The organism is Sporosarcina sp. FSL K6-6792 (assembly GCF_038004885.1).
Classification (GTDB): domain Bacteria; phylum Bacillota; class Bacilli; order Bacillales_A; family Planococcaceae; genus Sporosarcina; species Sporosarcina psychrophila.
On record NZ_JBBOSA010000001.1, the window covers coordinates 4,619,113 to 4,645,392 of the forward strand.

The 26,280-nt window shown below is 35.5% G+C and carries 30 protein-coding genes and 3 pseudogenes; 32 read left to right on the plus strand and 1 reads right to left on the minus strand.

What is annotated here, in order from left to right; translation table 11 throughout:
• Positions 1 to 91 precede the first annotated feature (91 nt).
• The 23 genes and pseudogenes from MKZ26_RS22095 to MKZ26_RS22205 all read left to right on the plus strand — a co-directional run bounded on the left by MKZ26_RS22095 (position 92) and on the right by MKZ26_RS22205 (position 16,818).
• Positions 92 to 1,111 (plus strand): hypothetical protein, encoded by a 1,020-nt coding sequence (locus MKZ26_RS22095; protein WP_340767562.1) that lies wholly within the window; start codon positions 92 to 94, stop codon positions 1,109 to 1,111.
• Between the two features lie 48 nt (positions 1,112 to 1,159).
• Positions 1,160 to 1,543 (plus strand): immunity 22 family protein, encoded by a 384-nt coding sequence (locus MKZ26_RS22100; protein WP_340767563.1) that lies wholly within the window; start codon positions 1,160 to 1,162, stop codon positions 1,541 to 1,543.
• 89 nt (positions 1,544 to 1,632) lie between these two features.
• A pseudogene (locus MKZ26_RS22105) lies at positions 1,633 to 1,725 on the plus strand (ankyrin repeat domain-containing protein); the annotation flags it as partial.
• 307 nt (positions 1,726 to 2,032) lie between these two features.
• A complete protein-coding gene (locus MKZ26_RS22110) occupies positions 2,033 to 2,545 on the plus strand; it encodes a hypothetical protein (RefSeq protein ID WP_340767564.1) in 513 nt (170 codons plus the stop codon).
• Between the two features lie 115 nt (positions 2,546 to 2,660).
• Positions 2,661 to 2,990: a hypothetical protein gene (locus MKZ26_RS22115; protein WP_338656022.1), complete on the plus strand. Its 330-nt coding sequence runs from the start codon at positions 2,661 to 2,663 to the stop codon at positions 2,988 to 2,990.
• A gap of 128 nt (positions 2,991 to 3,118) precedes the next feature.
• Positions 3,119 to 3,685, plus strand: a complete 567-nt coding sequence (locus MKZ26_RS22120; RefSeq protein WP_338656023.1) for an SMI1/KNR4 family protein — start codon at positions 3,119 to 3,121, stop codon at positions 3,683 to 3,685.
• A gap of 265 nt (positions 3,686 to 3,950) precedes the next feature.
• Complete coding sequence (locus MKZ26_RS22125; protein ID WP_338656026.1) at positions 3,951 to 4,865, plus strand: hypothetical protein; 915 nt, start codon at positions 3,951 to 3,953, stop codon at positions 4,863 to 4,865.
• Between the two features lie 19 nt (positions 4,866 to 4,884).
• Complete coding sequence (locus MKZ26_RS22130; protein WP_067210841.1) at positions 4,885 to 5,406, plus strand: hypothetical protein; 522 nt, start codon at positions 4,885 to 4,887, stop codon at positions 5,404 to 5,406.
• Positions 5,407 to 5,962: 556 nt separating this feature from the next.
• Positions 5,963 to 7,561, plus strand: a complete 1,599-nt coding sequence (locus tag MKZ26_RS22135; RefSeq protein WP_340767565.1) for a T7SS effector LXG polymorphic toxin — start codon at positions 5,963 to 5,965, stop codon at positions 7,559 to 7,561.
• A gap of 11 nt (positions 7,562 to 7,572) precedes the next feature.
• Positions 7,573 to 8,007, plus strand: a complete 435-nt coding sequence (locus MKZ26_RS22140; RefSeq protein ID WP_340767566.1) for an SMI1/KNR4 family protein — start codon at positions 7,573 to 7,575, stop codon at positions 8,005 to 8,007.
• Between the two features lie 181 nt (positions 8,008 to 8,188).
• Positions 8,189 to 8,644 carry a hypothetical protein gene (locus tag MKZ26_RS22145; RefSeq protein ID WP_340767567.1) on the plus strand — a complete coding sequence of 152 codons (456 nt, stop codon included), beginning with the start codon at positions 8,189 to 8,191 and terminating at the stop codon, positions 8,642 to 8,644.
• Between the two features lie 66 nt (positions 8,645 to 8,710).
• Positions 8,711 to 9,058: a hypothetical protein gene (locus MKZ26_RS22150; protein ID WP_340767568.1), complete on the plus strand. Its 348-nt coding sequence runs from the start codon at positions 8,711 to 8,713 to the stop codon at positions 9,056 to 9,058.
• A gap of 27 nt (positions 9,059 to 9,085) precedes the next feature.
• Positions 9,086 to 9,604: a hypothetical protein gene (locus tag MKZ26_RS22155; protein ID WP_340767569.1), complete on the plus strand. Its 519-nt coding sequence runs from the start codon at positions 9,086 to 9,088 to the stop codon at positions 9,602 to 9,604.
• Positions 9,605 to 9,622: 18 nt separating this feature from the next.
• Positions 9,623 to 9,793: a hypothetical protein gene (locus tag MKZ26_RS22160; RefSeq protein ID WP_340767570.1), complete on the plus strand. Its 171-nt coding sequence runs from the start codon at positions 9,623 to 9,625 to the stop codon at positions 9,791 to 9,793.
• A gap of 262 nt (positions 9,794 to 10,055) precedes the next feature.
• On the plus strand, positions 10,056 to 10,565 hold the full coding sequence (locus MKZ26_RS22165; protein ID WP_340767571.1) for an ankyrin repeat domain-containing protein: 510 nt from the start codon (positions 10,056 to 10,058) through the stop codon (positions 10,563 to 10,565).
• A gap of 126 nt (positions 10,566 to 10,691) precedes the next feature.
• Positions 10,692 to 11,171 carry a hypothetical protein gene (locus MKZ26_RS22170; RefSeq protein WP_340767572.1) on the plus strand — a complete coding sequence of 160 codons (480 nt, stop codon included), beginning with the start codon at positions 10,692 to 10,694 and terminating at the stop codon, positions 11,169 to 11,171.
• Between the two features lie 177 nt (positions 11,172 to 11,348).
• Complete coding sequence (locus MKZ26_RS22175; protein WP_340767573.1) at positions 11,349 to 11,669, plus strand: DUF6572 domain-containing protein; 321 nt, start codon at positions 11,349 to 11,351, stop codon at positions 11,667 to 11,669.
• Positions 11,670 to 11,723: 54 nt separating this feature from the next.
• Positions 11,724 to 12,188 (plus strand): DUF600 domain-containing protein, encoded by a 465-nt coding sequence (locus tag MKZ26_RS22180; protein ID WP_340767720.1) that lies wholly within the window; start codon positions 11,724 to 11,726, stop codon positions 12,186 to 12,188.
• A 492-nt stretch (positions 12,189 to 12,680) separates the two neighbouring features.
• Positions 12,681 to 12,749, plus strand: a complete 69-nt coding sequence (locus tag MKZ26_RS22185; RefSeq protein WP_340767721.1) for a hypothetical protein — start codon at positions 12,681 to 12,683, stop codon at positions 12,747 to 12,749.
• Between the two features lie 478 nt (positions 12,750 to 13,227).
• Positions 13,228 to 13,356 (plus strand): hypothetical protein, encoded by a 129-nt coding sequence (locus MKZ26_RS22190; protein WP_340767574.1) that lies wholly within the window; start codon positions 13,228 to 13,230, stop codon positions 13,354 to 13,356.
• Between the two features lie 120 nt (positions 13,357 to 13,476).
• On the plus strand, positions 13,477 to 15,024 hold the full coding sequence (gene istA, locus MKZ26_RS22195; RefSeq protein WP_340767593.1) for an IS21 family transposase: 1,548 nt from the start codon (positions 13,477 to 13,479) through the stop codon (positions 15,022 to 15,024).
• A pseudogene (gene istB, locus MKZ26_RS22200) lies at positions 15,021 to 15,766 on the plus strand (IS21-like element helper ATPase IstB). Before istA ends, istB begins: the two are co-directional and overlap by 4 nt.
• 614 nt (positions 15,767 to 16,380) lie before the next feature.
• On the plus strand, positions 16,381 to 16,818 hold the full coding sequence (locus MKZ26_RS22205) for a DUF600 domain-containing protein (protein WP_340767575.1): 438 nt from the start codon (positions 16,381 to 16,383) through the stop codon (positions 16,816 to 16,818).
• A 467-nt stretch (positions 16,819 to 17,285) separates the two neighbouring features.
• Here the strand turns inward: MKZ26_RS22205 and MKZ26_RS22210 are convergent.
• Positions 17,286 to 18,432 (minus strand): annotated as a pseudogene (locus MKZ26_RS22210) (IS3 family transposase).
• A 204-nt stretch (positions 18,433 to 18,636) separates the two neighbouring features.
• Between MKZ26_RS22210 and MKZ26_RS22215 the strand changes: the two are divergent.
• The 9 genes from MKZ26_RS22215 to MKZ26_RS22440 all read left to right on the plus strand — a co-directional run.
• Entirely contained in the window at positions 18,637 to 19,011 is a 375-nt protein-coding gene (locus tag MKZ26_RS22215) for an immunity 22 family protein (RefSeq protein WP_338656049.1), read from the plus strand.
• A gap of 133 nt (positions 19,012 to 19,144) precedes the next feature.
• Positions 19,145 to 19,504: a DUF4274 domain-containing protein gene (locus tag MKZ26_RS22220; protein WP_422397632.1), complete on the plus strand. Its 360-nt coding sequence runs from the start codon at positions 19,145 to 19,147 to the stop codon at positions 19,502 to 19,504.
• 397 nt (positions 19,505 to 19,901) lie between these two features.
• Complete coding sequence (locus tag MKZ26_RS22225) at positions 19,902 to 20,246, plus strand: DUF2185 domain-containing protein (protein ID WP_340742431.1); 345 nt, start codon at positions 19,902 to 19,904, stop codon at positions 20,244 to 20,246.
• Positions 20,247 to 20,792: 546 nt separating this feature from the next.
• Positions 20,793 to 22,352, plus strand: coding sequence for a T7SS effector LXG polymorphic toxin (locus tag MKZ26_RS22230; RefSeq protein WP_340767576.1), 1,560 nt, complete (start codon positions 20,793 to 20,795; stop codon positions 22,350 to 22,352).
• A 7-nt stretch (positions 22,353 to 22,359) separates the two neighbouring features.
• On the plus strand, positions 22,360 to 23,496 hold the full coding sequence (locus MKZ26_RS22235) for an ankyrin repeat domain-containing protein (RefSeq protein WP_340767577.1): 1,137 nt from the start codon (positions 22,360 to 22,362) through the stop codon (positions 23,494 to 23,496).
• Positions 23,497 to 23,784: 288 nt separating this feature from the next.
• Positions 23,785 to 24,285: an immunity protein YezG family protein gene (locus MKZ26_RS22240; RefSeq protein ID WP_340767578.1), complete on the plus strand. Its 501-nt coding sequence runs from the start codon at positions 23,785 to 23,787 to the stop codon at positions 24,283 to 24,285.
• A gap of 538 nt (positions 24,286 to 24,823) precedes the next feature.
• Positions 24,824 to 25,066 (plus strand): hypothetical protein, encoded by a 243-nt coding sequence (locus MKZ26_RS22245; RefSeq protein ID WP_067210846.1) that lies wholly within the window; start codon positions 24,824 to 24,826, stop codon positions 25,064 to 25,066.
• Between the two features lie 4 nt (positions 25,067 to 25,070).
• Positions 25,071 to 25,508 carry an SMI1/KNR4 family protein gene (locus MKZ26_RS22250; RefSeq protein WP_067210844.1) on the plus strand — a complete coding sequence of 146 codons (438 nt, stop codon included), beginning with the start codon at positions 25,071 to 25,073 and terminating at the stop codon, positions 25,506 to 25,508.
• Between the two features lie 630 nt (positions 25,509 to 26,138).
• On the plus strand, positions 26,139 to 26,280 hold a 142-nt coding region (locus MKZ26_RS22440; RefSeq protein ID WP_445683469.1), incomplete at its 3' end, for a T7SS effector LXG polymorphic toxin.

The window sequence follows — 26,280 nt, forward strand, 5'->3', positions numbered from 1 at the left end:
TAGTTGGGAAATCCGACTGCCGCCATTTCTTTAAAGAGATATTACGATTGCCGATTTGTATGAATTTGATGCGAACCAGACGAGGGCTTTGATGACTATAGAGAATGACCTTTCCATCATGGAGACATGGCTTGCAGATATCGAAAGTCTCTTCAAGGGTGGGCTCACCGGCGTCCATTTTGAGTCTAAACAGTGGGCGGCAATTACACTGAACAGCGGATTGCAAACAGCCATCGATCAACAGACCTCTGCGGTTGCGGGGGGCCTAGGAAACAGTGACCAGGATAATTTGATCGGTACGGAAATCAAAGCAGGAGCCTTCCAGGCACTTGAAAGTAAAAGAACCGAGACAATCGAGCGTGGAGCTTATGGAAGCTACAACCTGTTAAAATTCCACATCTATGAAAATGGTCTGATTGTAAAAGAATACCAACTCGGGACGAGAAAGCCGATTCAATACGAAGTGGTAAAAGAAGTGGAAGAAGAATTCGATGACGGAGGTTTTCGTGAGCTCGACAACTATTTTGAAGGTACGAAGCTAGCATTTGTGGATTATATCCATCCGAGGGCAATCGTCCAAAAAGGCTTCAAAAAAATGGCGCTCGCTATAGTTCCCGGAGTTAAGCCATCCAAATATAAAGGGAATATTTCTGTGAAGAAGACTCCCGCAGTTGAAAATAAGTCTAAGGGTGCGGGAGAAGTTAGTAAGAGTACTAGTGGTAATAGGAAGCATTTGAGTGATGTGAAAATTCCATCAGTAAGAAATAATGAGTTCAATAAATGGTTTGATAATCTATCAGCAAAAAAAATTGATGAAATGTGGAATAATCCTCAGTTGAGAAGTAAAATAGAAGATAGGATTAGACGTCCAGGAGGATACCATGAATGGCATCTTGTAGCAAGAACTCCTAAATTTAAGCAGTGGGGAATTAGTATGGATGACATTAAAGATATGAGGTCTTTGACCAAAGACGTTGAATTTGTAAATCCACCTGGTCGTCATGGAAGCAGAGGTTCGACAAAAGCACATAATGAGATGTTAAAGATTATTGATTCTGCTTCTGACTATGAAAGTTTTGTTAAAGGGCTTAATGAGTGGGCTGAAAATTGAATGAAAAATGGCATTATGGATTTACCAGAAGGTTTGAGGAGGTAAAAAATGAAAAACGATGTTTCTTTATGGTTAGGGCGCTTTAGTGATTTTGATGAACTCGAAACGTACACTGAAATAAAATATAATGTAGATGGAGATAGTATTCCCTCTATTTTTGAGAAAGATTTTAAATTAGGCTATTATGATAGGGACTTAGTTGAAAAAGATTGGATTACTGACGCTGAAGATGACATAGAAAAGCTATTAGTAGATTTTTCATATGATAATCAATTAATACAACAGTACATTAACATTAAGTTAAAGTCTAAATACAATACTATCATTTTAATTTATAATTATGATTATAATAAAGAAGGTAAAATTGTTAAATTAGTAGATAATAATACCTGTAATTTGGACTTTATTGGTACGGCAGAATATATAGATTAATGCGAATGAAGTATGTTTGCAGTAGAATGAAAAGAATAGGCTGAAAAAAAGTACATACTCTATGATGGTTGTACCATCATAGAGTATGTATGAAAGAAATGGAAGCTTATGCCTTTGCCATTGAAAGAGGACAAATAAAAATTGCAGAATACTTAAAGCAAAAGATGGATAAAAAAGAATGAAAAAGTGTTACAGAGAATAAGCGGATAAATCACGAAATTTAACAGGCTCATTGGTTTAAAGATAGAATATTAATGATTTATTTTATATAGCTAATTATTAAGCATTTGATTGCAATTAGGCAACAAGTGCTTTTTTTGTGCAAGAATTTTGGTACAAGAAAGCCGATTCAATACGAAGTGGTTAAAGAAGTGGAAGAAGAATTCGATTACGGTGGTGTCCGCGAGCTCGACTATTTTGGAGGCACGAACCTAGCATTTGTGGATTATATCCAGCCAAGGGAAATCGTCCAAAAAGGCTTTTTAAAAAATGGTGCTCGCTATAGTTCCCGGAGTCAAACCTTCCAAATATAAAAGGAATCTTCCTGTAAAGAAGACTCCCACAGTTGAAAATACGCCTAAGGGTACGGATGAAGTTAGTAAGGAAATTTCTGATATCCCTCATGTGAAAGAAACAAAAAATGTTATAGCAGTGAGGATAAAAGGACTAGATTTAAATGAGCATCCAACTACGACAAAACAAATGAGTTCTAAGAAAGTGAAAGAGTTAAGAGATAAAATTGATATTAGAACTATTACAAAACAAGAGTATGCAGACTACATTTGGAATAAAAAGTTTGCTAAAAGGGATAAAGGAGTTAAAGAATTTTGGTATCAAGAACAACAACGATTATTAAATCATGAACCACTTTCTCGAGATTGGTCTCAAGAACAGTTAAAAGATATTCTTGCGGGTAAAACTCCTAAATTTGATGGTAAACCAACTGCAGGGCATCATAGTTATAGTGCTTCGAAATATCCACATCCGATAAAGGAGAAATAATCTATTCGGTAAATTTTAATGAACATTTAAAAGGATGGCATGGTGGGAATTGGAGGAAAAGTAATTCGGGTGAACCTATAATACCAATTAAAGACTTTTAGGGAGGTGAAATTTTATGGTAAAGATGAAATTGAAAATTGATAATGATTCCAATAAATTAAAGTATGTATCTATTATCAGACAGAATAATAGGGCGAGTACTCAAGATATTAAAGAAAATATAGAAGATAGTAAAGTAGTGCTAGAATGTGATTATTTTGATACGGATGAATTAAAAGATTTTAAGAAAACAATGGAAGCTGTAATAAGTAAGGGGGCTACAATACATTTGTTTCAAGATGATAGAGAGGTTCAAATTGATTATATTAGTAACCTTATTAGTTCATATGAACAAATTGCTGAAGACAGAGAAAAGCTAGATGATAGAATTTCAGGTGATAATTAAGATAGAGTAGAGTATTAAAACGTTCAGTCTCAACAAAGTTCAACTGAAATTGAATTGATTCCAACAGATTTGCATGGGAATGTAGCACATATTGGTTCAGCATCAGATTTAAGAGGAGGAAAATAAAATTGGATAAAGGATTAAAAAGTTTATTAAATGAGATAATTGATACGGAAATGGTAGTTTCAAAAAAAGAAAATGCAAATAAATCGATTGTTACAATAGAGCGTATTTATGGTGTGAAATTACCATTGGAATATAAAGAGTTTTTACTTGAATATGGAGGATGTTTTTTAAAAGAGGATAGAATGTATCAGCCAATTGAAATTGCCCCAGTAATTCATAAGGATGGTTTTGACTCGATAGGCGGCTTTTATGGCATTACAAATGATACCTATGATATTGAAGTGGTAATTCAAACTTATTTAGAAATTTTAGGGACTGATATAATGCCTATTGCAGACGCAGACGGGGGAGATTTAATATGTTTAGGATTAAAAGATAATTATAGAGGTAAAATTTATTATTGGTATCATGAAGGAGAAAAGGTAGACGAAGATGGTAAAGAATATTTTTATCTTATAGCAAACTCTTTTGAAGAATTTATTTTAAAATTTACACCTCACAAAAGAGAAACAAATGTCAATTTAGATGATATCGAATTATTTTTAGATGAAGATTTATTCAAAGATTAAATAGTTTCGCCCAAAAAAAAATAACCCAAAGTAATCATTACCTCTTCTGGAGTTTAAAGTGATTTATGAAGTATCTATATATTTAAATACTCTATTAACGAGGTTGATTACCAGCTTTTTTGGTTAGTAACCTTGTTTTTTATTTACTTTTTATATTGATAGTGCTGTGCAGGAAGGAATTCGGCATCATACGATTGCCAATTTTTATGAATTTGATGCGAACCAGACGAGGACTTTAATAGCGATAGAGAATGACCTTTCCAACATGGAGACATGGTTTGCAGATATCGAAAGTCTCTTCAATGAAGGGCTCACCGGCGTCCATTTTGAGTCTAAACAGTGGGCGGCAATTACACTGAACAGCGGATTGCAAACAGCCATCGATCAACAGGCCACAGCGGTTGCGGGGGGCCTAGGGAATAGTGATCAGGATAATCTGATCGGCACGGAAATCAAAGCAGGAGCCTTCCAGGCACTTGAAAGTAAAAGAACCGAGACAATCGAGCGTGGGGCTTATGGAAGCTACAACCTGTTAAAATTCCACATCTATGAAAATGGCCTGATTATTAAGGAATACCAACTTGGGACAAGAAAGCAGATTCAATACGAAGTGGTTAAAGAAGTGGAAGAAGAATTCGATGACGGTGGTGTTCGTGAGCTCGACAACTATTTTGAAGGTACGAAGCTAGCATTTGTGGATTATATCCATCCGAGGGCAATCATCCAAAAAGGCTTCAAAAAAATGGCGCTGGCTATCATCCCTGGAGTTAAGCCATCCAAGTATAAAGGGAATCTTTCCGTTAAGAAGACTTCTGCAGTTGAAAATAAGTCTAAGGGTACTGGTGAAAATGTACAGGATAAAATTAATTACCCTAGCAAACCACATACTAATAAAACACCTGGACATTGGGAAGCAATGATAGATAAAGCTGATGAATTGGCCAAGAAGGATGATGTAAGTAAAATTTATTTAAACAAAGGTCTATCAAACGAAATACCAGGAATTAAACCAAATCGAAGACCTGATATAATGGTTGTTAGGAAAGATCGAAAAATTGATCAATATGAGGTTCCAAGTAAAACAGATAATGTGGAAGACTTAATTGAGAGAATGGAAGATAATCAAAGACTCTTGATAGATAGAGCTGGAGACATATTCATTTTACCGCCAAAAAAGTAAAAAGAGATGAGGTTTAGTGATGGAAGAGAGATTAACAACATCAATTGTATTATATGGTGAGATTGATTCCTTTGATTCTGAAAAGTGGTTAGATTTTTATAAATATGTTATAAATTTTATTAATTCACTTAATTTCGAGCCGAATTATATGGCCGTTTCTGGGGTGTCAATTAAAAGTAGCAAGATAACTTCACTAAAAAGAATTGAAAGGAAATTTTGTGAATCAGTGGAAAAAGGTGAAGAAATTTCATCTGTGTCTATATATAGTCTTCCAGAAGATTATGAAATAGCTGCTTTTGATTATAACGTATATATATGTAGGACTAATAGGTTGAAATATTCACATATAATAATTACGTTACCCAATGAAATATTTGACAAAGTTGATTATAAAGGGGTAATTGAAGAATTGAAAAAAAATATAGAATTCGAAAATGGTGAAGTGTTTAAGTTGTTAAATTTGGAGAGTCCCCACCTATATGCCTCCAAAGCAAACGATCCATCTTCATTTAAGACCTTAGATGTCATTTTAAAATTCTAAACATAATTTTACCTTGATTGGCTTATTACCTTTCAAGACTTTTTTCTTGATCCCACGATTTATGGTTGTAATATATTGATTTTGAAGTAACTGCTCATGATGTTAAACTGACAAACCTTCTTTATCTTGGATTGTCGGCAAACAACAAGAATAGGGTGTATGTAAATATAGCTAATAGGGGTCATAAATATGAATAGCAGGAAAGGATGAGAATTACTAGTATATTTGATGCGGTTTGAGCGCACTAATCCACGGACGGGAATATCGTCGATTTTGAATCCCCTCTTGAGCGCCAAAACAATTCCATTTAAATTATTTACTGCCTGTATCATTTGCTGTACGAATCGGAAGTCAGGTTCTAAACGAGATAACTTCTGATAGTGTAATTATGAAAAAATGAACTGGAAGTACTTACAAAGCTTTTCATAGAAAATGATGTAGACTTTACTGATCTTCATCAGAAATTCAATAATATAAAATGCCTTGGAACCTATCAAAGACAAGATACAGATTTATGTATTTGATAGGTTCCTTTTTAATATATACTGATGGCGCTATGAAAGTAGTGAATATCAGTCCTTTCCACGATGGCTTGCGGCGGAATAATACCATGCTGAATCGATTGGAAAATGAAATGAATGCAATCGAGACCGCAGTCGAAGGACTCGTTGCGATGGAAGACTCATTGAAAGGACAAGGAGGAGATGCAATCCGTGCATTTTATGCGGAGTGCCACCTGCCGTTCTTACAGTTTTTCATGACATTCAAAAGCAATTACGTAAATGTCCTCACCCAAATGGATTCCGCACTCGATGCATTGGAGCCAGATATGAACGGGTTCATCCGTGAAACATTCCTTGAAGGAGAAGTTGAAGCCGGACTTACAGAAATTTCACAACTGACAAGCAGTCTCACCGACGAAGCGAACGACATTATGAATCAGGTCGCCGATATCGTTGCCCTTCCACATTTGAATGATAGTGATGTGCAGGAGGGGGTTCGGGATGCGCGGAGGAAACGGGATCGAACGATTGCCGATTTGTATGAATTTGATGCGAACCAGACGAGGGCTTTGATGACGATAGAGAATGACCTGAAGACGATGGAAACATGGATTTCTGATATCGAAGGATTATTCACAGACGGTGTGACGGCCATTGACTTCCCAATGGATAAATGGGCAGCATTGTCGGCGAAAAATACACTTCAGACAGATTTAGCACAACGGACGGCTGGGATGGACGGCGTAAATGGGGGACAAGGATCCGGTGATGAACCTGGCAATCTAGTAGGGGCAAATACTTTTGAAGATGAGCAGATGAAAGCACTCTATGCCGCAATGGAAAAAGAACAACATGTGGGTAATCCTGTGAATGACTACGCAATTGATCCACATACGGGCGAATACATCATGATGAACCAAGGACTCGTTCGTGTTTCAAAGGATTACGGACCCAAAGAACTGAGCCTCATTGATAAAGCCGGGTTGGGAGTAGCTAACTTCTTAATCCTGGATGACTTAAAAACAATCACGGATCCCGATAGTTCCTACATGGCCAAGGGACTGTCCATGGCCTCGATTACCCCTTTTGGGCCAGCGATAAAAGCGGGTAACGCGGGTATTAGACTTGTTAGGAAATCTTCAATTGTGAAGTGGATAAGTCCTAAGAAAGTTGAAAAGGCTACTGATAAGGGGATGGGGAAAGGTAAGTTGGATTTAGAAGACTTTACCAAGGAGATTTTAAAGAATAAACCGATGAACTTACCAATACCTGAAAAGTGGTATAAAAAGGGTGGGGATATCTCTGTTGATAGTGACGGAACTTGGAAATATACTAATAAGACTGGTATATCAATAAGGTATCCAGATGGCTATCCAGATTTTATACCTTATAAGCATCCAAATGTTGAGTCGATAAAAATAGAAGTTCATTCACCTAAAAATAATCCAAAAGATTTTGAAAATGCAAATAAAGCAGCTAAACTTAGTAAAGATACTGATCCTCCAATTTCCGACATAAGGAGACCTCCTTTAGGATACACTTGGCATCATCATCAAGATGGAGAAACAATGATTCTTGTAGAAAAAGATATTCATGATGAATTTAAACACATAGGTGGACAATCAAAAGTTAATGGTAAAAATAGTGAATAAGGAGTGAGAGCGTGGTAATTATTGAAAAAACCCATGATAATCTATCTATCGGAAACTTAGAGATTTTCGAGAAAAATCAAAATATAACCTTACCAAAAGATTATAGAGATTTTTTATTAGAATATAATGGTGGATATCCCAATCCTGGTATTTATAAAATATCTGATGAGTTGGGAGAAAGTATATTAAATATTTTTTACGGAATTGGTAGTATGTATGATAATTTAAAGAAGAAATTTGATATTTTTGATGAAATATTAGAAATAGGATTTATTCCAATAGCAGATGACCCAAGTGGAAATCAAATATGCATTGGAATAAGTAAAGAGTGTTTTGGACAAATATTTCATTGGGCTCATGATGAGGAACATGATAAAATGGAAAATATGTATTTTTTATCAAACAATTTTAATGAATTTCTTGACAGTTTATATGAGGAACAATAATTTTTTAGCAACCAAGAAAATAGTTTTTATCAGTAACTGAAAGATAAATATAATAAGTTGAGTCGTGAATTAAAAGGCAATAATAATACTCATTCCTTGATTGGCAATAGCCTTTCAAGGTTTTTTGTATAATGGTAAGTTACGGTTGTGGTGATAAGAATAAGCAATAAATAAATAATTTATGAAAAGGACGATAATCAGGTGGAAAATACACTCAAACGGATTTAACACAACGGACGGTGTAAACGCCGGGCAAGGATTCGGTAATAAACTTGGCAATCTAGTAGGGGCGAATACTTCTGAAGATAAGCAGTTGAAAGCACTCTATGCCGCAATGGAAAAAGAACAACATGTGGGTAATCCCGTGAATGACTACGCAATCGATCCTAATACGGGTGAATATTTGATGACATTTGAGGGGAAGCGTAAGGTTTTAAGCGGAAATGGTACTGGAACTATAGATGGATTCGCTCCTTATGGAATGGCAACATATGACTTTTACTTAGGAGATATTGGTACCATGCTGAGTCCCGATGCAAGTGCAAACGAGAGGTTTGAAGCAGCATTATTCACGTTTTTTAAGCCTCTGAAATTTGCGGATACTGGGCATGATATTTTGAAAGTCGGGGAAAGCTAAAGGCAGGGAACTAGAACAGACATTACGTATTATAGTGTGCAAGGAGGAACACCTCCTAAGGCCAGTATGAAGAGAATTAGCAAAAAAGACGATGGAAGTATCAGCATTCAGAAAGACGTTAATGTTAATATAAGTACTGGAGATATTGAACACGCTAAATATTTCCTTAATGAAAAGCGCCCTGGTGGAGAAATAGTTGCTTTTGATATTCCTGATTGGCTTAATGAGTTTGTTAAAGAAACTGCAATTCCACAGAGAGGTTATAAGAAAAACCCATTAAATCAAGGTGGTAATGCACCTAAAACTGTTGATCCGTCTACTCCAGGTGACTCATATGAATTTCCACCTATATGGTCTGAATGGATTGAGGAATATGGGGAGAATGGTAGAATAATAAAAGATATTGATGATTAGGATAATTCAATTGTGGAAGGTGATTTTTTGAAAGTACAAATAGAGTACGGTGAAAATATTATTGTGGCCGTCTTATTTAAAAGTTGTTGGAAATGGTATGTTACTGAGAAAGATTACTGGTTTTTAGACCTAACTAAATTAGATAATGCATTTTTAAATAAGGGATATAAATCTACCAATCAGATTGATTATTCAGATCGTTTTAATATAGCTGTGTTAGATGAAAACTCAGCTGAGGATTTTTTTAATGAGATAAGCGAATTTGAAGTAAGTAAAAGTGAATTAAGAAATATAATACTAATTTCGGAAGAGACTATTACAGGAGTTAATAATAATTACCTTGAGTTTATGCCAGCCTTATTAGTTGATTTTGATAATAAAATATTACTCTCTTGTTTTCCTGAACCAGCTTCTTTTGAAAGCTATGTTCCTGAAGGATGGTCAGGAATGTATAAAGAATTCTTAGACAAGGTTCCAGATGAAGAAACGTACTGGATGATAAATAACAAAAACTATTTTCTGAAAGAGGAAAGTAATAATAATTAGGAAAGGGGGTAAATTCCTTTGGAACAAGACAATAAACTAAATTTGTTAAATGAGAAATTTATTAATGGTGAAACAGATCAAGAGGTTGAGGGTATTACAATAATGATTAATGGTAAATTCAAACAAGCTCTAGTTATAATTAGGACTAATATTACTGAGTACTCTAATTATAGCGAGGTTATGCGCTAGGTGAGGCTCAACAAAAACTTGTTCAAGAAGGTCAAGAAATATTAAGGAAATATGGTATTGAACCTATAATTGGTAAAGGAAATTTAGTTTGGGCACCAAATAGAATTGCTGGGCAACATAATATACCAGCTTTAGAAAATGTTGTTAACCAATTGAAAGCAGTTGATACTGCAGGTGCGGACTTAGATGATATTATTGAAATACTAGAAGACCTGGGAAAACAAGCTGCTTCTAGATGATAAGAATTAAAGGAGAAACTAAAATGGATAAGACTAAAATTGCAAAAGACATTAGAGGTGCCATCAAAAATGGCCAATTGGATATATTAAGAGACTTACTTGAGAAAGAACCAGAAATGTTAAAATGGATGACACCTTTTGGTACATGGTTACATGTAGCAGCAGCTCATGGGCATTTAGAAATAATAGAATTTCTTATTAATGCCGGGATAGATATTAATGCACAGGGTGGAACTTTTTCTACAAATGCTCTGGAAAGAGCGGCTACAAAAGGTTATTTAAATATTGTTGAATATCTCATTAACCATAATGTTGAGATTGATACTAGTGAACCAGATAGAAATCCCCTGTTTGCTGCAATATATGGTGCTAATTTTGAGATTGTTGAATTGTTAGTTGAGAATAATATAGATATCACTATAAAATACTCTGGTGAAAGTATGAAAGATATGAATGCTTATGCCTTTGCCATTGAAAGAGGACAAATAAAAATCGCGAAATATTTAAAGCAAAAGATGGATGAAAAAGAATGAAAAAGTGTTACAGAGAATAAGCCGATAAATCACGAAATTTAACAGACTCATTGGTTTAAAGATAGAATATTAATGATTTATTTTATATAGCTAATTATTAAGCATTTGATTGCAATTAGGCAACAAATGCTTTTTTTGTGCAAGAATTTTGGGACGAGAAAGCCGATTCAATACGAAGTGGTTAAAGAAGCGGAAGAAGAATTCGATGACGGTGGTGTACGTGAGCTCAACAACTATTTTGAAGGTACGAAGCTAGCAGTTGTGGATTATATCCATCCGAGGGCAATCGTCCAAAAAGGCTTCAAAAAAATGGCGCTCCCCCTTATCACGGGAAATAAATCTGTCAAATATAAAGGAGATATTTCTGGTAAGAAGACATCAACAGTAGAGGAGAAGCCTAAGGATACCGGGAAAGTGGTTGAGAGTGGTAATAAGGCTGAAATATTAGCTCAGAATCGATCGAAAGGAAGAGCTTTTGAACAGGCAGAATTACCAAAGTTTGAGAAAATTGCAGATAATGTAGTAGAACAAGTAACTAAAAAACAAATCAAGGCACAAAAATTAGAGTTGATGCAATTGGAACGAATAAATCTACCGGTAATATAGTGATTCAAGAGTATAAATCATCAGTAACTGCACCATTAACAAAAAATCAAACAAAAGGATTTCCAGAATTACAAAGTGGTGGGGGAAGTGTAGTAGGAAAAGGAATATTTAAAGGTGGTACTCCTATGCCTCCTACTAAAGTTGAGATTATTAGACCGGATTAGAGAGGAGAATAATATGTCTATAATAGAAACTGATAAAATAGATGCTACGGGTATAAGCAAGGACGGGAATGGCTTGATGTTGATGCTTGCAGACCATTTGGATTGGGATGATGAATTAGGGCATTTAGCACTTTTACAAGATAAAGTTAATGCGTATTTAGGATTTGTTGAATCAAATCAGTATTCAGATATCTATCCAAATATAGCATTTGAATATTACGTTATTAATGTAAGATTTAAATATGAAGCCACTGAGAATTGTTTAAAATTTATCGAAGGGATTAATACACAATTAAGAGAATATAATATCCATGTAGTAGAAAGTGGAGATTAAAATGGGAGGAGACCAAGGGACGGCATGGGTAAAAATCAGAAGAACCAAGAATTGATGAGTAAAGTATTTGAAGACTATTTTAGTGAGATACAAACAGATATGGTATCAATTTGTTTAGAGTATGTAGAAGAAAGGGCTGAAAAAATATATATTTATTGTTCTTTTGAAGAAGGAATTGTATCAAGTGATTATTTTTATAATATTAATGGTAAGGTAGTAGAACGTCACAAATTAAATGATATGTTATCTAGTGGAGAAAATAACTATGATGTATCTGTTCAAAGGCAGAGTGGTGTTGTTAAAATTTTGAATATGGATATTAAAAGTGTAATAAATTTATGCAAGGAATATAATAGGGAAATACCAACAGAAATGAAATTAATATATAATATAGAAGAAAATAGCCTGAAAGCAGAATATAAATACGAACTAGTTTATTCTGATGACCCTGTTAAGACAGCGGATGATGTTGCAATGGAATGGTTCGAGGAAATAAGTAAAGATAATAGTTGGAGTTAATAACTAGCATTACAGGGAATTGGTAGTTTGAAAACTTTATTCTCCTACACTGAATCTTAGATCTTCGAATAACTTGAATTAAAGATGTATATGAGTCTCTGGTATTAGTATGAATGCTTTTTATATACAGATTGCCGACAATTAATTATATATAAAACGCCACAGTGAAAATAATTTGCTGTGGCGATTTTCCTTTGTCTTAAATCATTCGTATTATGAGATTAGTAGCTGATTTATTGTCTAAAGGGCACGAATGAACACAAATGTTTAGAACCATAACTTTCGGCCACGACTTGGCAGGGTAGACATGCCGCGCATTTTATGCGGAGTGTCACCTGCCGTTGATTGCCCCGTTTTAGAAAAACTTTGGTGTGAATTTAAAAATAATGTCCAAGAACCTTGGACAATCTCACATTTACTTTTAGTGAAGGTAAATTATAGATTGAATATGACTACGAGGATTTATAGGAAGCAGATGATTATGAAAGGCGAATTTTTTGGAAGTATAAGTACCTAGGGCGTTTACCTGAGGATGAAGATGACCAAGAATTCTTAAGGTAGTATTTACAATCAATTGAAGAAAAAGAGAATGAAAACGATAACGAACAATAATTAATAAATCTTGATAGAACGAATATTAACCACTCAGTCAAGATATTTTTATATTGAACTCACATTTCGCGGCCCTACCCAACCCTAAAAGGTATTTTCCTCCCCCGTATCGAAAAGTATATTTACCTCTTTATTCGAACGTCTAAGAAGGTATATAACGGACACGTGTAATTATAAAAAGATTAAACTGGATGTACTTACAAAGATTTTCATAGAAAATGATGTAGGCTTATTCTTGCTGGTAAACCAACTGCAGGGCATCATAGTTATAGTGCTTCGAAATATCCACATCTTGCTGATAAAGGAGAAATAATCTATCCAGCAACTTTTAATGAACATTTAAAGGGATGGCATGGTGGGAATTGGTGGAATAGTAACCCGGGTGAGCCTATAATACCAATTAAAGGCTTTTAGGGAGGTAAAATTTATGGTAAAAATGAAATTGAAAATTGATAATGATTCCAATAAATTAAAGTATGTACCTATTATCAGACAGAATAATAGGGCGAGTATTCAAGATATTAAAGAAAATATAGAGGATAGTAAAGTAGTGTAACCGCTATACTAAAAGAGACAGTTTTCGCTCGAATGCCTTGAACACTTTCGCCAACAATCATGCCATCTAGTAAGCTAGGATTATTAGTTTACTGGAGGTAAGGACTTGGAGGAAAAGTTAGTGTTATACATCGAAATTCAGCAACTATACAAACGGAAAATGAAGATTGCACAGATTGCAAAACATTTGAAAGTAACGCGTGGAACTGTTTATAAGTATTTGAATATGTCATTTGAGGAAGCACAAGAATATTTGGGGAATCCTTTGAAGAAACCTAAGAAATTGGATCCCTACAAGGATTGGGTTGTCGCATGGCTAGAAGAATACCCACATTTAAGTGCAGCACAAATTCAAGATTGGTTAATCGAGCGCTATCCTGATTTGGTAATCGGAGAAAGCACAGTTCGTACCTATGTAAAAGAGATCCGTGAGATTTATCAAATTGAGAAAAAAGCGATTGTTAGGCAATATGAGGCCGTTCCTGAACAGCCGATGGGCAAACAGATACAGGTGGATTGGGGAGAAACAAGACAGAAAACGACGACGAAAAAAGAAGTGAAATTATACTTCATTGCCTTTGTTTTAGCACATTCGCGGTATAAGTACATGGAGTGGCAAGACCGACCTTTCACTACGAAGGATGCCATTCGTTGTCATGAAAATGCCTTTCGCTTTTTGGGTGGTCGTACGGAAGAAATTGTGTATGACCAAGATCACTTACTATCAGTCAGCGAAAACGCTGGGGATATCGTGTTAACAGCAGAATTCCAAGCGTATGTAAAAGATCAAAAGTTCCGTGTTCATTTATGTCGAAAAGCCGATCCTGAATCAAAAGGAATGATTGAAAATGTAGTGAAATACATAAAGGGAAATTTCGCAGACAGCCGTGTTTTTAAAGATATTGAGGACTGGAATGAACGTGCGCTCCAGTGGTTGGAACGCACAGGAAATAAAAATGTGCATAACACAACAAAAAAGAGCCCAGTCGAAGTGTTTCTCGTCGAAAAGCAACACTTAGAACCAGTCTCTTCACTACTTTCAAATGAAAGTACACATGCATATATTATAACAAGAAATGTAGGCAAGGACAATACGATTCGCTTTGCGTCCAACCGTTACTCAGTTCCATTAGGAACTTATGGAGTATCACCAGAGAATCAGGTTGTTTTAGACATACAAGGTGAGCAACAAGATACGTTGGTTATTCGTAAGCAGTCAAACGGTGAAGTGCTGGCCGAACATCAAATTAGTAGCGAAAAAGGAAAGCTTATTCAAAATCGTAATCATACCCGAGACCGTTCTAAAGGAATTGAAGAGTTAAAGAAAACCGTCATTTCATATTTTGAAGAACAAGAAGACGCATTGATGTATGTGGACGAAATTTGTATGAAATACGTGCGTTATCGTAGAGATCAATTAATAATTCTACAAAAGGTGATTAAAGAAGAACCCGAATGGATTGATTCAGCACTTCAAAAGTGTATGCGTGAAAAATTATATAGTGCGAATGACTTTAGAGACGTAGTGCGTTACTTGAAGCAATCGAATCTAGAGGAATCAGCCCTACTCCATGAGCAACAGAATGTTTCAATGACTCCAACGAATATTCAAGTAGAAACACGCCCCTTAGAAACGTATACACGAATTCTAGGAGGGATTGTCTCATGAATAAAACGGTGAAAGACTTACAGAATCATTTTCGTCAGCTACGGCTGTCAGAAACGGCAGAGGAGCTCCCGCAGCTCCTTCGCGAAGCTGAAAAAGAATCATGGACTTACTTAGAATTTTTGGAAGCTATCACATCATTTGAGCTAGGCAAACGCGAGGAAAAAAGTATAGGATTCGTATTAAATGGGCGCGCTTCCCCTACATTAAAACGTTACAAGAATTTCAAGTAGAGGAGCAAACAGCTCTTACATCTCGTCAACTGACACAGTTACAAGAGTTCAGCTGGTTAGAGCAGCAATACAACTTAATCTTATTAGGCCCACCTGGTGTTGGCAAAACATTTCTAGCGATAGGGTTAGGCTTAGAGGCTATTCATAAAGGGTTCCAAGTGTACTTTGTGACAATGGGAGAATTAATTCAGCTTCTGAAAACCCAAGAATTTGCGCATAAATCGCAGGTTCAAATGAAACGACTTCAAACATCTGATTTAGTGATTATTGATGATTTAATGTACATGGCAATGGATCAGCGTGAGGCAAATCTATTCTTCCAGCTCATCAATTATCTATACGAACGAAGTTCGATTATTCTAACGTCGAATAAGAGCCCAGAACAATGGACGGAGTTAATGGGGGATCAAGGGATTATGACAGCCATTCTAGATCGGCTGTTACATCGTGTCGAAGTGATTCACATGAATAGTGATAGCTATCGAATGAAAAATAGGCAGCATATATTTTAAGCGAAAGTGTTCATTTCAAACGAGCAGAAACTGTCGTTTTGACCTTGACGGTTACAAGTAGTACTAGAATGTGATTATATTGATACGGATGAATTAAAAGATTTTAAGAAAACAATGGAAGCTGTAATAAGTAAGGGGGCTACAATACATTTGTTTCAAGATGATAGAGAGGTTCAAATTGATTATATTAGTAACCTTATTAGTTCATATGAACAAATTGCTGAAGACAGAGAAAAGCTAGATGATAGGATTTCAGGTGATAATTAAGATAGAGTAGAGTATTAAAACGTTCAGTTTCAACTTTATATATTGAATTGTAAACAAAATAATAAAAGTTATGGTGTTGAAAATAAACATATATAAGCATATATGTAGATGAATAAAGATAAAGTATATTTGCAGTGGAAAGAAAAGAACCGTTTATTTAAAAATAAAGGCTGATGGTTGTACTTTCAGGGTATTATATTTTAATACTCGGTTTGTTAGAACAGTACGATAAATAGGTGAGATTACATTTTATATGGGAGAGGGAATTATGACAGGGCATTGACACTATTGACGGTGTATATGATGCTATTACAATAAAAAACTAGAGATAGAGGTGTTTTTATAAAATGAAAGTATTTGAAGATTATTTTTCAGAACTACAAGGTGATATGGTTTCTATTTGCTTGGAATATGTAAATGGAAAGGCAGAGGAGATATATATTTACTGCTCCTACGAACCAGAAACATATTATTTTAATGTATTTTATAAAGTTAATGGGAGTATTGTTCATAAGCATATGTTAAATGAATTTTCCGCCGGATATGTTTATGATACTTCTATTGAACGACAAAAGACCCTCATGAAGATTGGAAGAGAAGACTTGGAACAAATACATGATAAATTTAAAGAGTTTAATAGAGAGATGCCCACTGAAATGAAACTATCTTATAATGTCGAAAAGAATTCTCTGAATGGAAAGTATAGTTATGATATTCAATACTCAAATTCCAAAGATTTAATGCCGTCAGATATTTTCGGGAAATGGATTAAAGAAGTTGCATGAAAATAAGGTTTTCTTAATGTTAAATAGTTGTAAATTAGAAAACCATTATTTTTAGGTTATAGGAGTAGTGCCAATCTTTGAACTACGAATCCTCAAATTCACTAAAAGAAGGAGTTGAAGACAATGGTCACACCTCAATTTAATAATACCAAGGGGGAAGAACGGTGACTATTAAATCTACTGTGCGTGAACTAGAGGTACCTTTTACTAAATTCTTGAAGCGATTATGAAGGCATGGTCTATTTCATTCGTCACGAAAGAGGAGCAGACTAGTGGTTAGTGGTGTTGGATTGGATAGATTAAATGAAGTTGCAAGTTTTCACAAACTATAAGCTACTCTATAGCTTTCAGCAGTTCATTAAAAGACCTATGAACAATGTAGCTCACTCTTAAAGCAGTATCCTTAAATTAAGGTACCTGATTCAGATACAATACCTAATTTAAGGGTATGGTATGTCAACACTAAATCAAACGATATTATTAAGGGCTATTTTTTTATAAGCAACCGGACTTAGGTAGCCTAATTTACTGTGCGAACGGATATTATTATACCAATTGACATAATCGAAAAGCTCAAGGGACAGCTGGTTAGGGTTTGATAGTGTGCTCCGTTGATCAATTCTGTTTTTAGAATCTTAAATGTTGCCTCTGCCACCGCATTATCATAAGGATTCCCTTTATGGCTAAGTGATCTTTTAATTTTGTATCCACTTAATAATTCATCGATACCAACGTTTTTAAATTCAGAACCGCGATCTGTATGAAATAAGTTCACGTTTCCCAATGGGTATTTTACAGAATCGAAGGCACGCTGAACTAGAGTAGCGTCTTTTTGTGCTCCGACGCTCCATCCGACAATTTCACGATTGTATAGATCGATTAAGAAACAAACGTAACTCCAGCGATATCCTACTTTTACGTATGTTAAGTCGCTTACTAACACGGACATCTCTTTGTCCACTTCAAATTCTCGATTTAATACGTTTCGAACGGATTCTTCATTTGGTCTTGTTGCCATTGGTTTATAGGAAGGTTTGGCGTATTTTGATTGAAGTCCAAGTTCGCTCATCAATCTTCCAATTCGGCGTCTCGAGATTGTAAGGCCTTCTGTCTCTTTATCTAGTTCTATTTTTAGTTTCCGAGTACCATAAACGTGTCGGTTTTCATTGAAAACCTTAGCGATCTTTTCTTTTAATACGCGTTCTTCTTCCTGCTTTACTTGTTCTTTTTGAGCGGATACTTCAGTGTCATAATAGAAGGTGCTACGCGCAATTTTCAGGACTTTACACATTGCTGATACCGAATAGGTGTGACGGTTTTGTTGAATCACATCTATTTTCGTCCAATGATCAGCGCTGCTTGCTTTAAAATATCTACTTCCATTTCTAGTTGCTTATTTCTCTTCCGTAAGGCAATCAATTCCTGTTCCTCTGGAGATTGATTATCTTTCTCTAAGAAAGAACCTGACTGCCTGAATTGTGTAATCCACCTATCAAGAGCAGATGCGGTTAATTCATATTCTTTGACAATATCTTGTCGGCTTTTCCCATTTTCATATAGGGCAACCACTTGTTTTTTGAAATCTGTAGAAAATGATCTTCTTTTTACGGACATAGTAGATCTCCTCACTTCTTGTGTATTATTCTACTAGCCCTTAATTTGATTGTCCAACTAAGTGTAACCTATCCAGTAAGCCTAGATACTTCTAGCAACTATAATACATTTGTAAGACGACTTAATAATTGGGCTAATTATAGACTAGAGGGTGGGGTTTCATCTTTACCGGAAGGTCTTAAATTAAAGTAGGAGGATACTATAATGGAAAAACAAGGATGGGTTTCTTTTTGGTTAGGTAATATTAAAGATGAGGACTCTATAGGAGAGTATGTAGATTTAACGTATGATGAGGATGGCGAGTCTGTACCTTCCAAATTTTTTATGGATTTTAATATTGATATGGATGAAACAGATGAGGATACTATAGAAAAAGCGGTCTATAAGAATAGTAGTAATGATATTTTCACATTATTAGCTGGGTGTTCGTATGAAGAAATTATCATCCCACAATTTAAGAAAAGTATAGACTTAAAAAAATCATATAATGCAGTAATTCTGATATATAACTTTGAGTATAACAATGAAATTACTTCAACTAATGCTTTTGACTTTATTACTACTACAAATTATGAGTAAGAAAACACTTATAAGTATGGAAAATAGACTTAATTGATGGGCAACACAGAAATTAGTTTTTCTGGAAGAACTGCTTTATAATACGGATAAAAATAATTTAATCAGTCAATTAAGCAATGTAGACAATTCACTAATGATCCATTTTTTTACAGCAAATTATAACTGGAATAGTGGGTTTGATGTTCCAAAAGCACTCATTGAAAATGAGTATTGTGATTTAGGAACAGGATTACTAATATTTCATTACGCAGATGGATTTCAAATGTTAGAAAATCCAGAGGGAGTTTCAAATTCAGCATTAGAAGAGTGGAAGGATTTTTTATTAAATCTTTATAATAAACTATTAAAAATGGGTTTTAAGACACGGAATATATCATTTGAACCTGAATTAACAAAAATTCAGATATATAGGATTAGAAAAAGTAACCCGAATATACCAGATTTGCTTATTAGTAAATCACCAGGTGAATTAGTTGATATTCCTAATATATAATGTGATTTTAAAACCTTGATAGCCAAGTCCCTTTCAAGGTTTTTTGTTGAGGGGATACCTAGTGTCGAATGCACCACTATAAAGAACTGGGTGTACTTACAAAGCTTTTCATAGAAAATAATGTAGACTTTACTGATTTTTATCAGAAATTTAACGATAACTGACAAACCTTCTTTATCTTGGATTGACGGTAAACAACAAGAATAGGGTGTATGGATAGGGTACACTAAGTTGGATAGAAAAATAAGAGTTGAATCTAATTGAAGAGCGCTAGAAACACCCTTTGGAGAAATCGTGGACACTGAAAAAGTCCGCTAATTAAATTGTAACTGAAACTATCCATTGAAAATGCTTAGGCGCTTAAATGATGTTGTAGAAATTATAAAGGAGTTTAAAAATGGAAATTAAAAATAGTGATTACGGTGGATTTATAGTTTCTAAAAACATTAATTCAGGTTTACCAATTAGATACTCTTTTCGAGAAAAAAGCCCTATCCCGCAATTAAATGGATGGAATCTATATTCTACGATCGATGATGATAATTATATTAGTAATGCAGATAATTTTATAGTATTAAATGCTGAATCTATTTATAGAATCTCTCCCGTAATCTTAGAGGTTTTTGATGCTCATTATGGAACTGATTTGTGTTGGTTATACGAAGAGGGGATTCATCTAGGCTTTTATGATTTAAAAGGAGATAGGGAAACCTCTATAAGTGATATACTAAAAAATAATTAAAATGTGATTACTTTTCATTTACTATTTTGCTAGGTTCTTAAGGACGATGAAGAAATAGTTTGGAAGAGTAAGATTATTCAATCCCAAAAAGGCGGAGTTTAAAAACTTAATATTTAATGGAAACTGCGAGAGGAGCAGCCTTTAACATGCCTGTTAGGCTGTCTTGTCCTCATATTTTGTGACTGCTTGAAGTTGTAGGCTAGTATTTATGAGTGAATCCAGATTTTTAAGCGCACTAATACGGACGGGAATATCGTCGATTTTTGAATCCCCTCTTGAGCGCCGAAACAATTCGATTTACTTTATTTACTGCCTGCATCATTTGTTTAACGAATCGGTAGACAAGTTCTAAACGAGATAACTTCTGATAGTGTAATTATGAAAAAAATGAACTGGATGTACTTACAAAGCTTTTCATAGAAAATGGTGTAGACTTTACTGATCTTCATCAGAAATTCAACAATATAAAATGCCTTGGAACCTATCAAAGAGAAGATACAGATTTATATATTTGATAGGTTCATTTTCATATATACCGATGGAGCTATGAAAGTAGTAAATATTAGCCCATTCCACAATGGCTTGCGGCGGAATAATACCATGCTGAATCGTTTGGAAAATGAAATGAAATCAATCGAGACCGCTGTCGAAGGACTCGTTTCGCTGGAAGACTCATTGAAAGGACAAGGAGGAGATGCAATCCGTGCATTTTATGCGGAGTGCCACCTGCCGTTCTTACAGTTTTTCATGACATTCAAAAGCAATTACGTAAATGTCCTCACCCAAATGGATTCCGCACTCGATGCATTGGAGCCAGATATGAACGGGTTCATCCGTGAAACATTCCTTGAAGGAGAAGTTGAAGCCGGACTTACAGAAATTTCACAACTGACAAGCAGTCTCACCGACGAAGCGAACGACATTATGAATCAGGTCGCCGATATCGTTGCCCTTCCACATCTGAATGATAGTGATGTGCAGGAGGGGGTTCGGGATGCGCGGAGGAAACGGGATCATACGATTGCCGATTTGTATGAATTTGATGCGAACCAGACGAGGGCTTTAATAGCGATAGAGAATGACCTGAAGACGATGGAAACATGGATTTCTGATATCGAAGGATTGTTCACTGACGGTGTGACGGCCATCGACTTTCCGATGGATAAATGGGCAGCATTATCATCGAAAAATACACTTCAGACAGATTTAGCACAACGAACTGCCGGGATGGACGGCGTAAATGGGGGACAAGGATCCGGTGATGAACCTGGCAATCTAGTAGGGGCAAATACTTCTGAAGATGAGCAGATGAAAGCACTCTATGCCGCAATGGAAAAAGAACAACATGTGGGTAATCCTGTGAATGACTACGCAATCGATCCGAATACGGGCGAATACATCATGATGAACCAAGGACTCGTTCGTGTTTCAAAGGATTACGGACCCAAAGAACTGAGCCTCATTGATAAAGCCGGGTTGGGAGTAGCTAACTTCTTAATCCTGGATGACTTAAAAACAATCACGGATCCCGATAGTTCCTACATGGCCAAGGGATTTTCCATGGCCTCGATTACCCCTTTTGGGCCAGCGATAAAAGCGGGTAACGCGGGTATTAGACTTGTTAGAAAATCTTCAATTGTGAAGTGGATAAGTCCTAAGAAAGTTGAAAATGTTACTGGTAAGGGTAAGGGTACGGGTAAAGGTGCATCGAGTAATAATGGAGAAACTATTGATACTATCGATGCTGACAAAGATGTTAACATCGATAACTTCGACTTCGGTAAATTCTTGAAAAAACACAAAGATGATCCACCAGAAGAAATGAAGAATCACCACGCACATCACATTCTATTTAAGAGAGGTAATGGAAAAGCTCAACAAGAGCTTGTTAAGGAAGGACAAGAAATATTAAGAGAATATGATATAGACCCAATTTACGGCCTTGAAAATTTGACTTGGGCACCAAATATAAAAGGTCAACATGATATTACGGCACTTCGAAATGTTGTAGATAAGATTAAAGAAGTGGAAAATAGTGGCGGTGACCGGGATGATATCGTTCAAATACTTGAACGATTAGGTCGTATAGCCGCTCAAAGGAGATAGTGGGAATATGGAAATTATACAACTAGCTAAAGAAATACGTACAGCTATCAAGCAAAATAATGTCGAACGAGTAGTCGAGTTAATTGGTTCAGATATGGAACTCTTGAATTTGGTGACAACATTTGGAACTTTTCTTCATGTAGCAGCCACACATGGAAAGCTTGAAATAGTCAAGAAACTTATAGAGTTAGGTGCTGACATAAATAGGCGCGGTGCTATACTTGGTGGTGGAGCAATTAATGAAGCGGCTTCAGATGGACACATTGAAATTGTGAGATATTTATTGTCCTGTGGGGCTGAATTGGATGTGAGCGAACCAGAAAGGAATCCTTTATTTTCTGCAATTCTGGGTGGACATATAGATATTGTAAAACTTCTGATTGAAAATGGAATTGATATTCATGTGAAGTACACAGGAGAATCTATGAAAAATATGGGTGCATTAGCATTTGCGCATGAACGTGGGCAAAAGGTAATTGCTGATTTATTGGATCCCGATAAAAAAGAAGAATATAAGGATACTAGGCAATATGAAACAACGGAGATTTTAGATTATATAACTGAACAGTTTGGCCCTATTGATCACACAATCAGTGAAATCATCCCTGGCAGTAAGGTAGCGGTTAATGTTCAAGTGATACTGCCATCGAAAGAACATGATTTTATAACTCTTGTGACAACTGGGATGAGTGATGTTGCAATGGATGATTCAGAAGGCAGTGAGGAATTTAAGTACGCCGAATTAGTCCTGAAATTACCTGCAAATTCGCCAATCAGTAAAGAGGAAATGAAGAACAAAGATCATTATTGGCCTTTGAAGTGGCTGAGAATGGTTGCGCACATTCCGCATAAATATGATGGTTGGTTAGGTGAAGGGGTTATTCTTCCAAATGGGGAACCGCCAATGCCATTTGCAGCCACTACAGCGTTATCATGTATTTTGGTAAGTGAATCTGAAGATATGGGTAGTATTTTAGATACGGAAAATAGAATAATTAATTTTTATACGTTACTCCCTATTTATGAAGAAGAAAGAGAGATCGCATTACACAATGGGCATGACTTTTTAATGGGGAAATTCGATGAGTTTGGTATTTCAGATGTGCTTGATATAAACAGAAAAAATGTTGGTTTGGAAGGATAATGCTTGGACTATGCTGAATTACTGAGGTGACATAAAACACCATTGATAAATGTCACATTTTTTAAAAGTACATTTGTCGATGGTGTTTTTGCATGGGGAAAAACGTATATACAGGGGAGGTAAAGTGGGTAGAAATATGGCACATGATAAAACAGTAGAGTCTGTGCATCCGTGGTATCCATCAGAGGAGGAATAAAGTTGGCTTCATAGTTTTAAAATAGGGTATAAGATTGGGAATAAAGACTGGGAGTTTGCAGACTTGAAAAATAAACCAGGAGGTAAATAATGATGGATGAAAATAAGTTGAGTCGTATTTACCAAGATATTGCTCAAACAGTGGTCGAAACGATCCCAGAAGAGTGGTCAAAAGTATTTGTATATGGTGAAATAAACGAAGATGTACGTAAAGCATACTTCTATTATTATCCAGAAAACGACGATTCTCCAATTCATAGCCATAATATCTCGCAGCTTTTTGATATAGGGGAAGAGGTCTATGATGATTTGTGGTATAAACTACTAGAAGGTTTAGAAAAACTTTGGTATGAATTTAAAAATAATAACCAGGAACCTTGGACAAATCTCACATTTATTTTTAACGGTGAAGGTAAATTAAAGATTGACTATGACTACGAGGATTTATCGGAAGCAGATGATTATGAAAGGCGAATTATTTGGAAGTATAAGTACCTAGGGCGTATACCTGAGGATGAAGACGACCAAGAATTCTTAAGGAAGTATTTACAATCAATTGAAGAAAAAGAGAATGAAAACGATAACGAACAATAATTAAAAAATCTTGATTGAACGAATATTAACCGCTCAGTCAAGATTTTTTCATATTGAACTCACATTTCGCAGCCTTCCCCAACCCTAAAGGTATTTTCTTTAATCGTGTCGAAAAGTATATTTACCTCTTTATTCGGACGGCAAAGAAGGTATTGAACTTCACAGCCAACATCCCCTTGTGAGTGGATTTCATTTGATACACTCGCTCAAAAAGCGGAAACCCCTAATCAAATGAGCTGTGCTTACTGTATCTGTTTTATGCCCTTCTTTTTTAAGCCATGCATATACTTTGGACACTGATATCATTTGTAGCACACCAGGCCGTGACGCTGGACTCACCACTCGCTTTAAATGTGTCAATCCGCACCTGCCACATGGCTCGCCGTTCGTCTCTTGTCATGAAAAAACCTCCTAACCATTGATGTTAATGTGATTATCACATAACACTAAAGAGGTTAGAAGGTGGGGAGTATTTGGCGCTTACTTTGATGCGAACCAGACGAGGGCTTTGATAACGATAGAGAATGACCTTTCCATCATGGAGACATGGCTTGAAGATATCGGAAGACTCTTCAAGGAAGGGCTCACCTGCGTCCATTTTGTGTCTAAACAGTGGGCGACAATTACACTGAAAAGTGGATTGAAAACAGCCGTCGATCAACAAACCTCTACGTTTTTAGTGGAAGTAGAGAACAGTGATCAGGCCAATCTTGAAGGTACGGAAATCGACCCCAGACATGGAAAAGGAGCACCATCAGGAAAACTATTCCCAAGGAGGTAAATATATGGCGGAATTCGAACTTATAAATGATTTAGAAAATAAAACCTATAAGGTACCTGAAGATGATATTTTAAAAGCTGAGCATAGGATGGGTATCAGTTTCCCAAATGATTTAAAACAATTATATTTAGAAGTTGGTTATGGTTTTATTAAAGGTCAAAGTACAAATGCGATAAATAGGATACTTGGACCAGGGACTGCAGCAGATTTTAGACTAAGAGAAGGTATTTTTGAATTTGACCCAGATCTCGATGAACTTTATGATGATGAAGATAAACTTATTTTCTTTGAAGTAAACGAAGGTGTATATATATCATTAGATTTGCAAATAGTAAATAATCCGGTATTTTATTTTGATATTCAAATAGCCGAGTCGCTAGAGGATTTCTTCAAGAAATTTCCCAACGATAATGAATATTATATAGATTTAATTGAGGAGTAGGCTTATAAAGTAGGGAAGTATTTGAAAAAAAGAATATGTTAATGTTAACCTGGATAGGCTAAGTACCTTTCAAGGTCTTTTATTTACATAGGTTTTTATGGTTAAAATACTTACATGTTTTAACCTAAATTCTATGAAGGTTAGCAAACTTATGAATTTAGCTATAGGTGATATTTATCCTCCAGGCAAATAATCTAGTAGGAGGTTTTAGTTTTGTGGTAAAAATTGTTGTCCAGAATACAAAAAAATGAAGAGGAATATGGAGACACACGTAGAAAGCCGGCGACCAACAAAGAACTAGAGAATATGAAACAAACTATCAAAGGAGATTTGTCGACATGACTTCACCTGAAATGTGGTTAATCAGCATCAGGTACCTGTCAATCATTCAATTGTGAAACTTTATAACAATCATGTTTTTTCCGGTGATTGTAGTCCATGTAATTACAAGGATAGTGTAAATATGGAAAAATGAACTGGATGTAACTACAAAAATTTCCATATAAAATGATGTAGGCTTTACTAAACTTCATAAGAAATTCAACAATAAAAACTCCTTGGAACCTATCAAAGTCAAGATACAGATTTATGTATTTGATAGGTTCCTTTTTCATATATACCGATGGCGCTATGAAAGTAGTAAATATCAGCCCATTCCACGATGGCTTGCGGCGGAATAATACCATGCTAAATCGTTTGGAAAATGAAATGAAAGCAATCGAGACCGCAGTCGAAGGACTCGTTGCGCTGGAAGACTCCCTTAAAGGGCAAG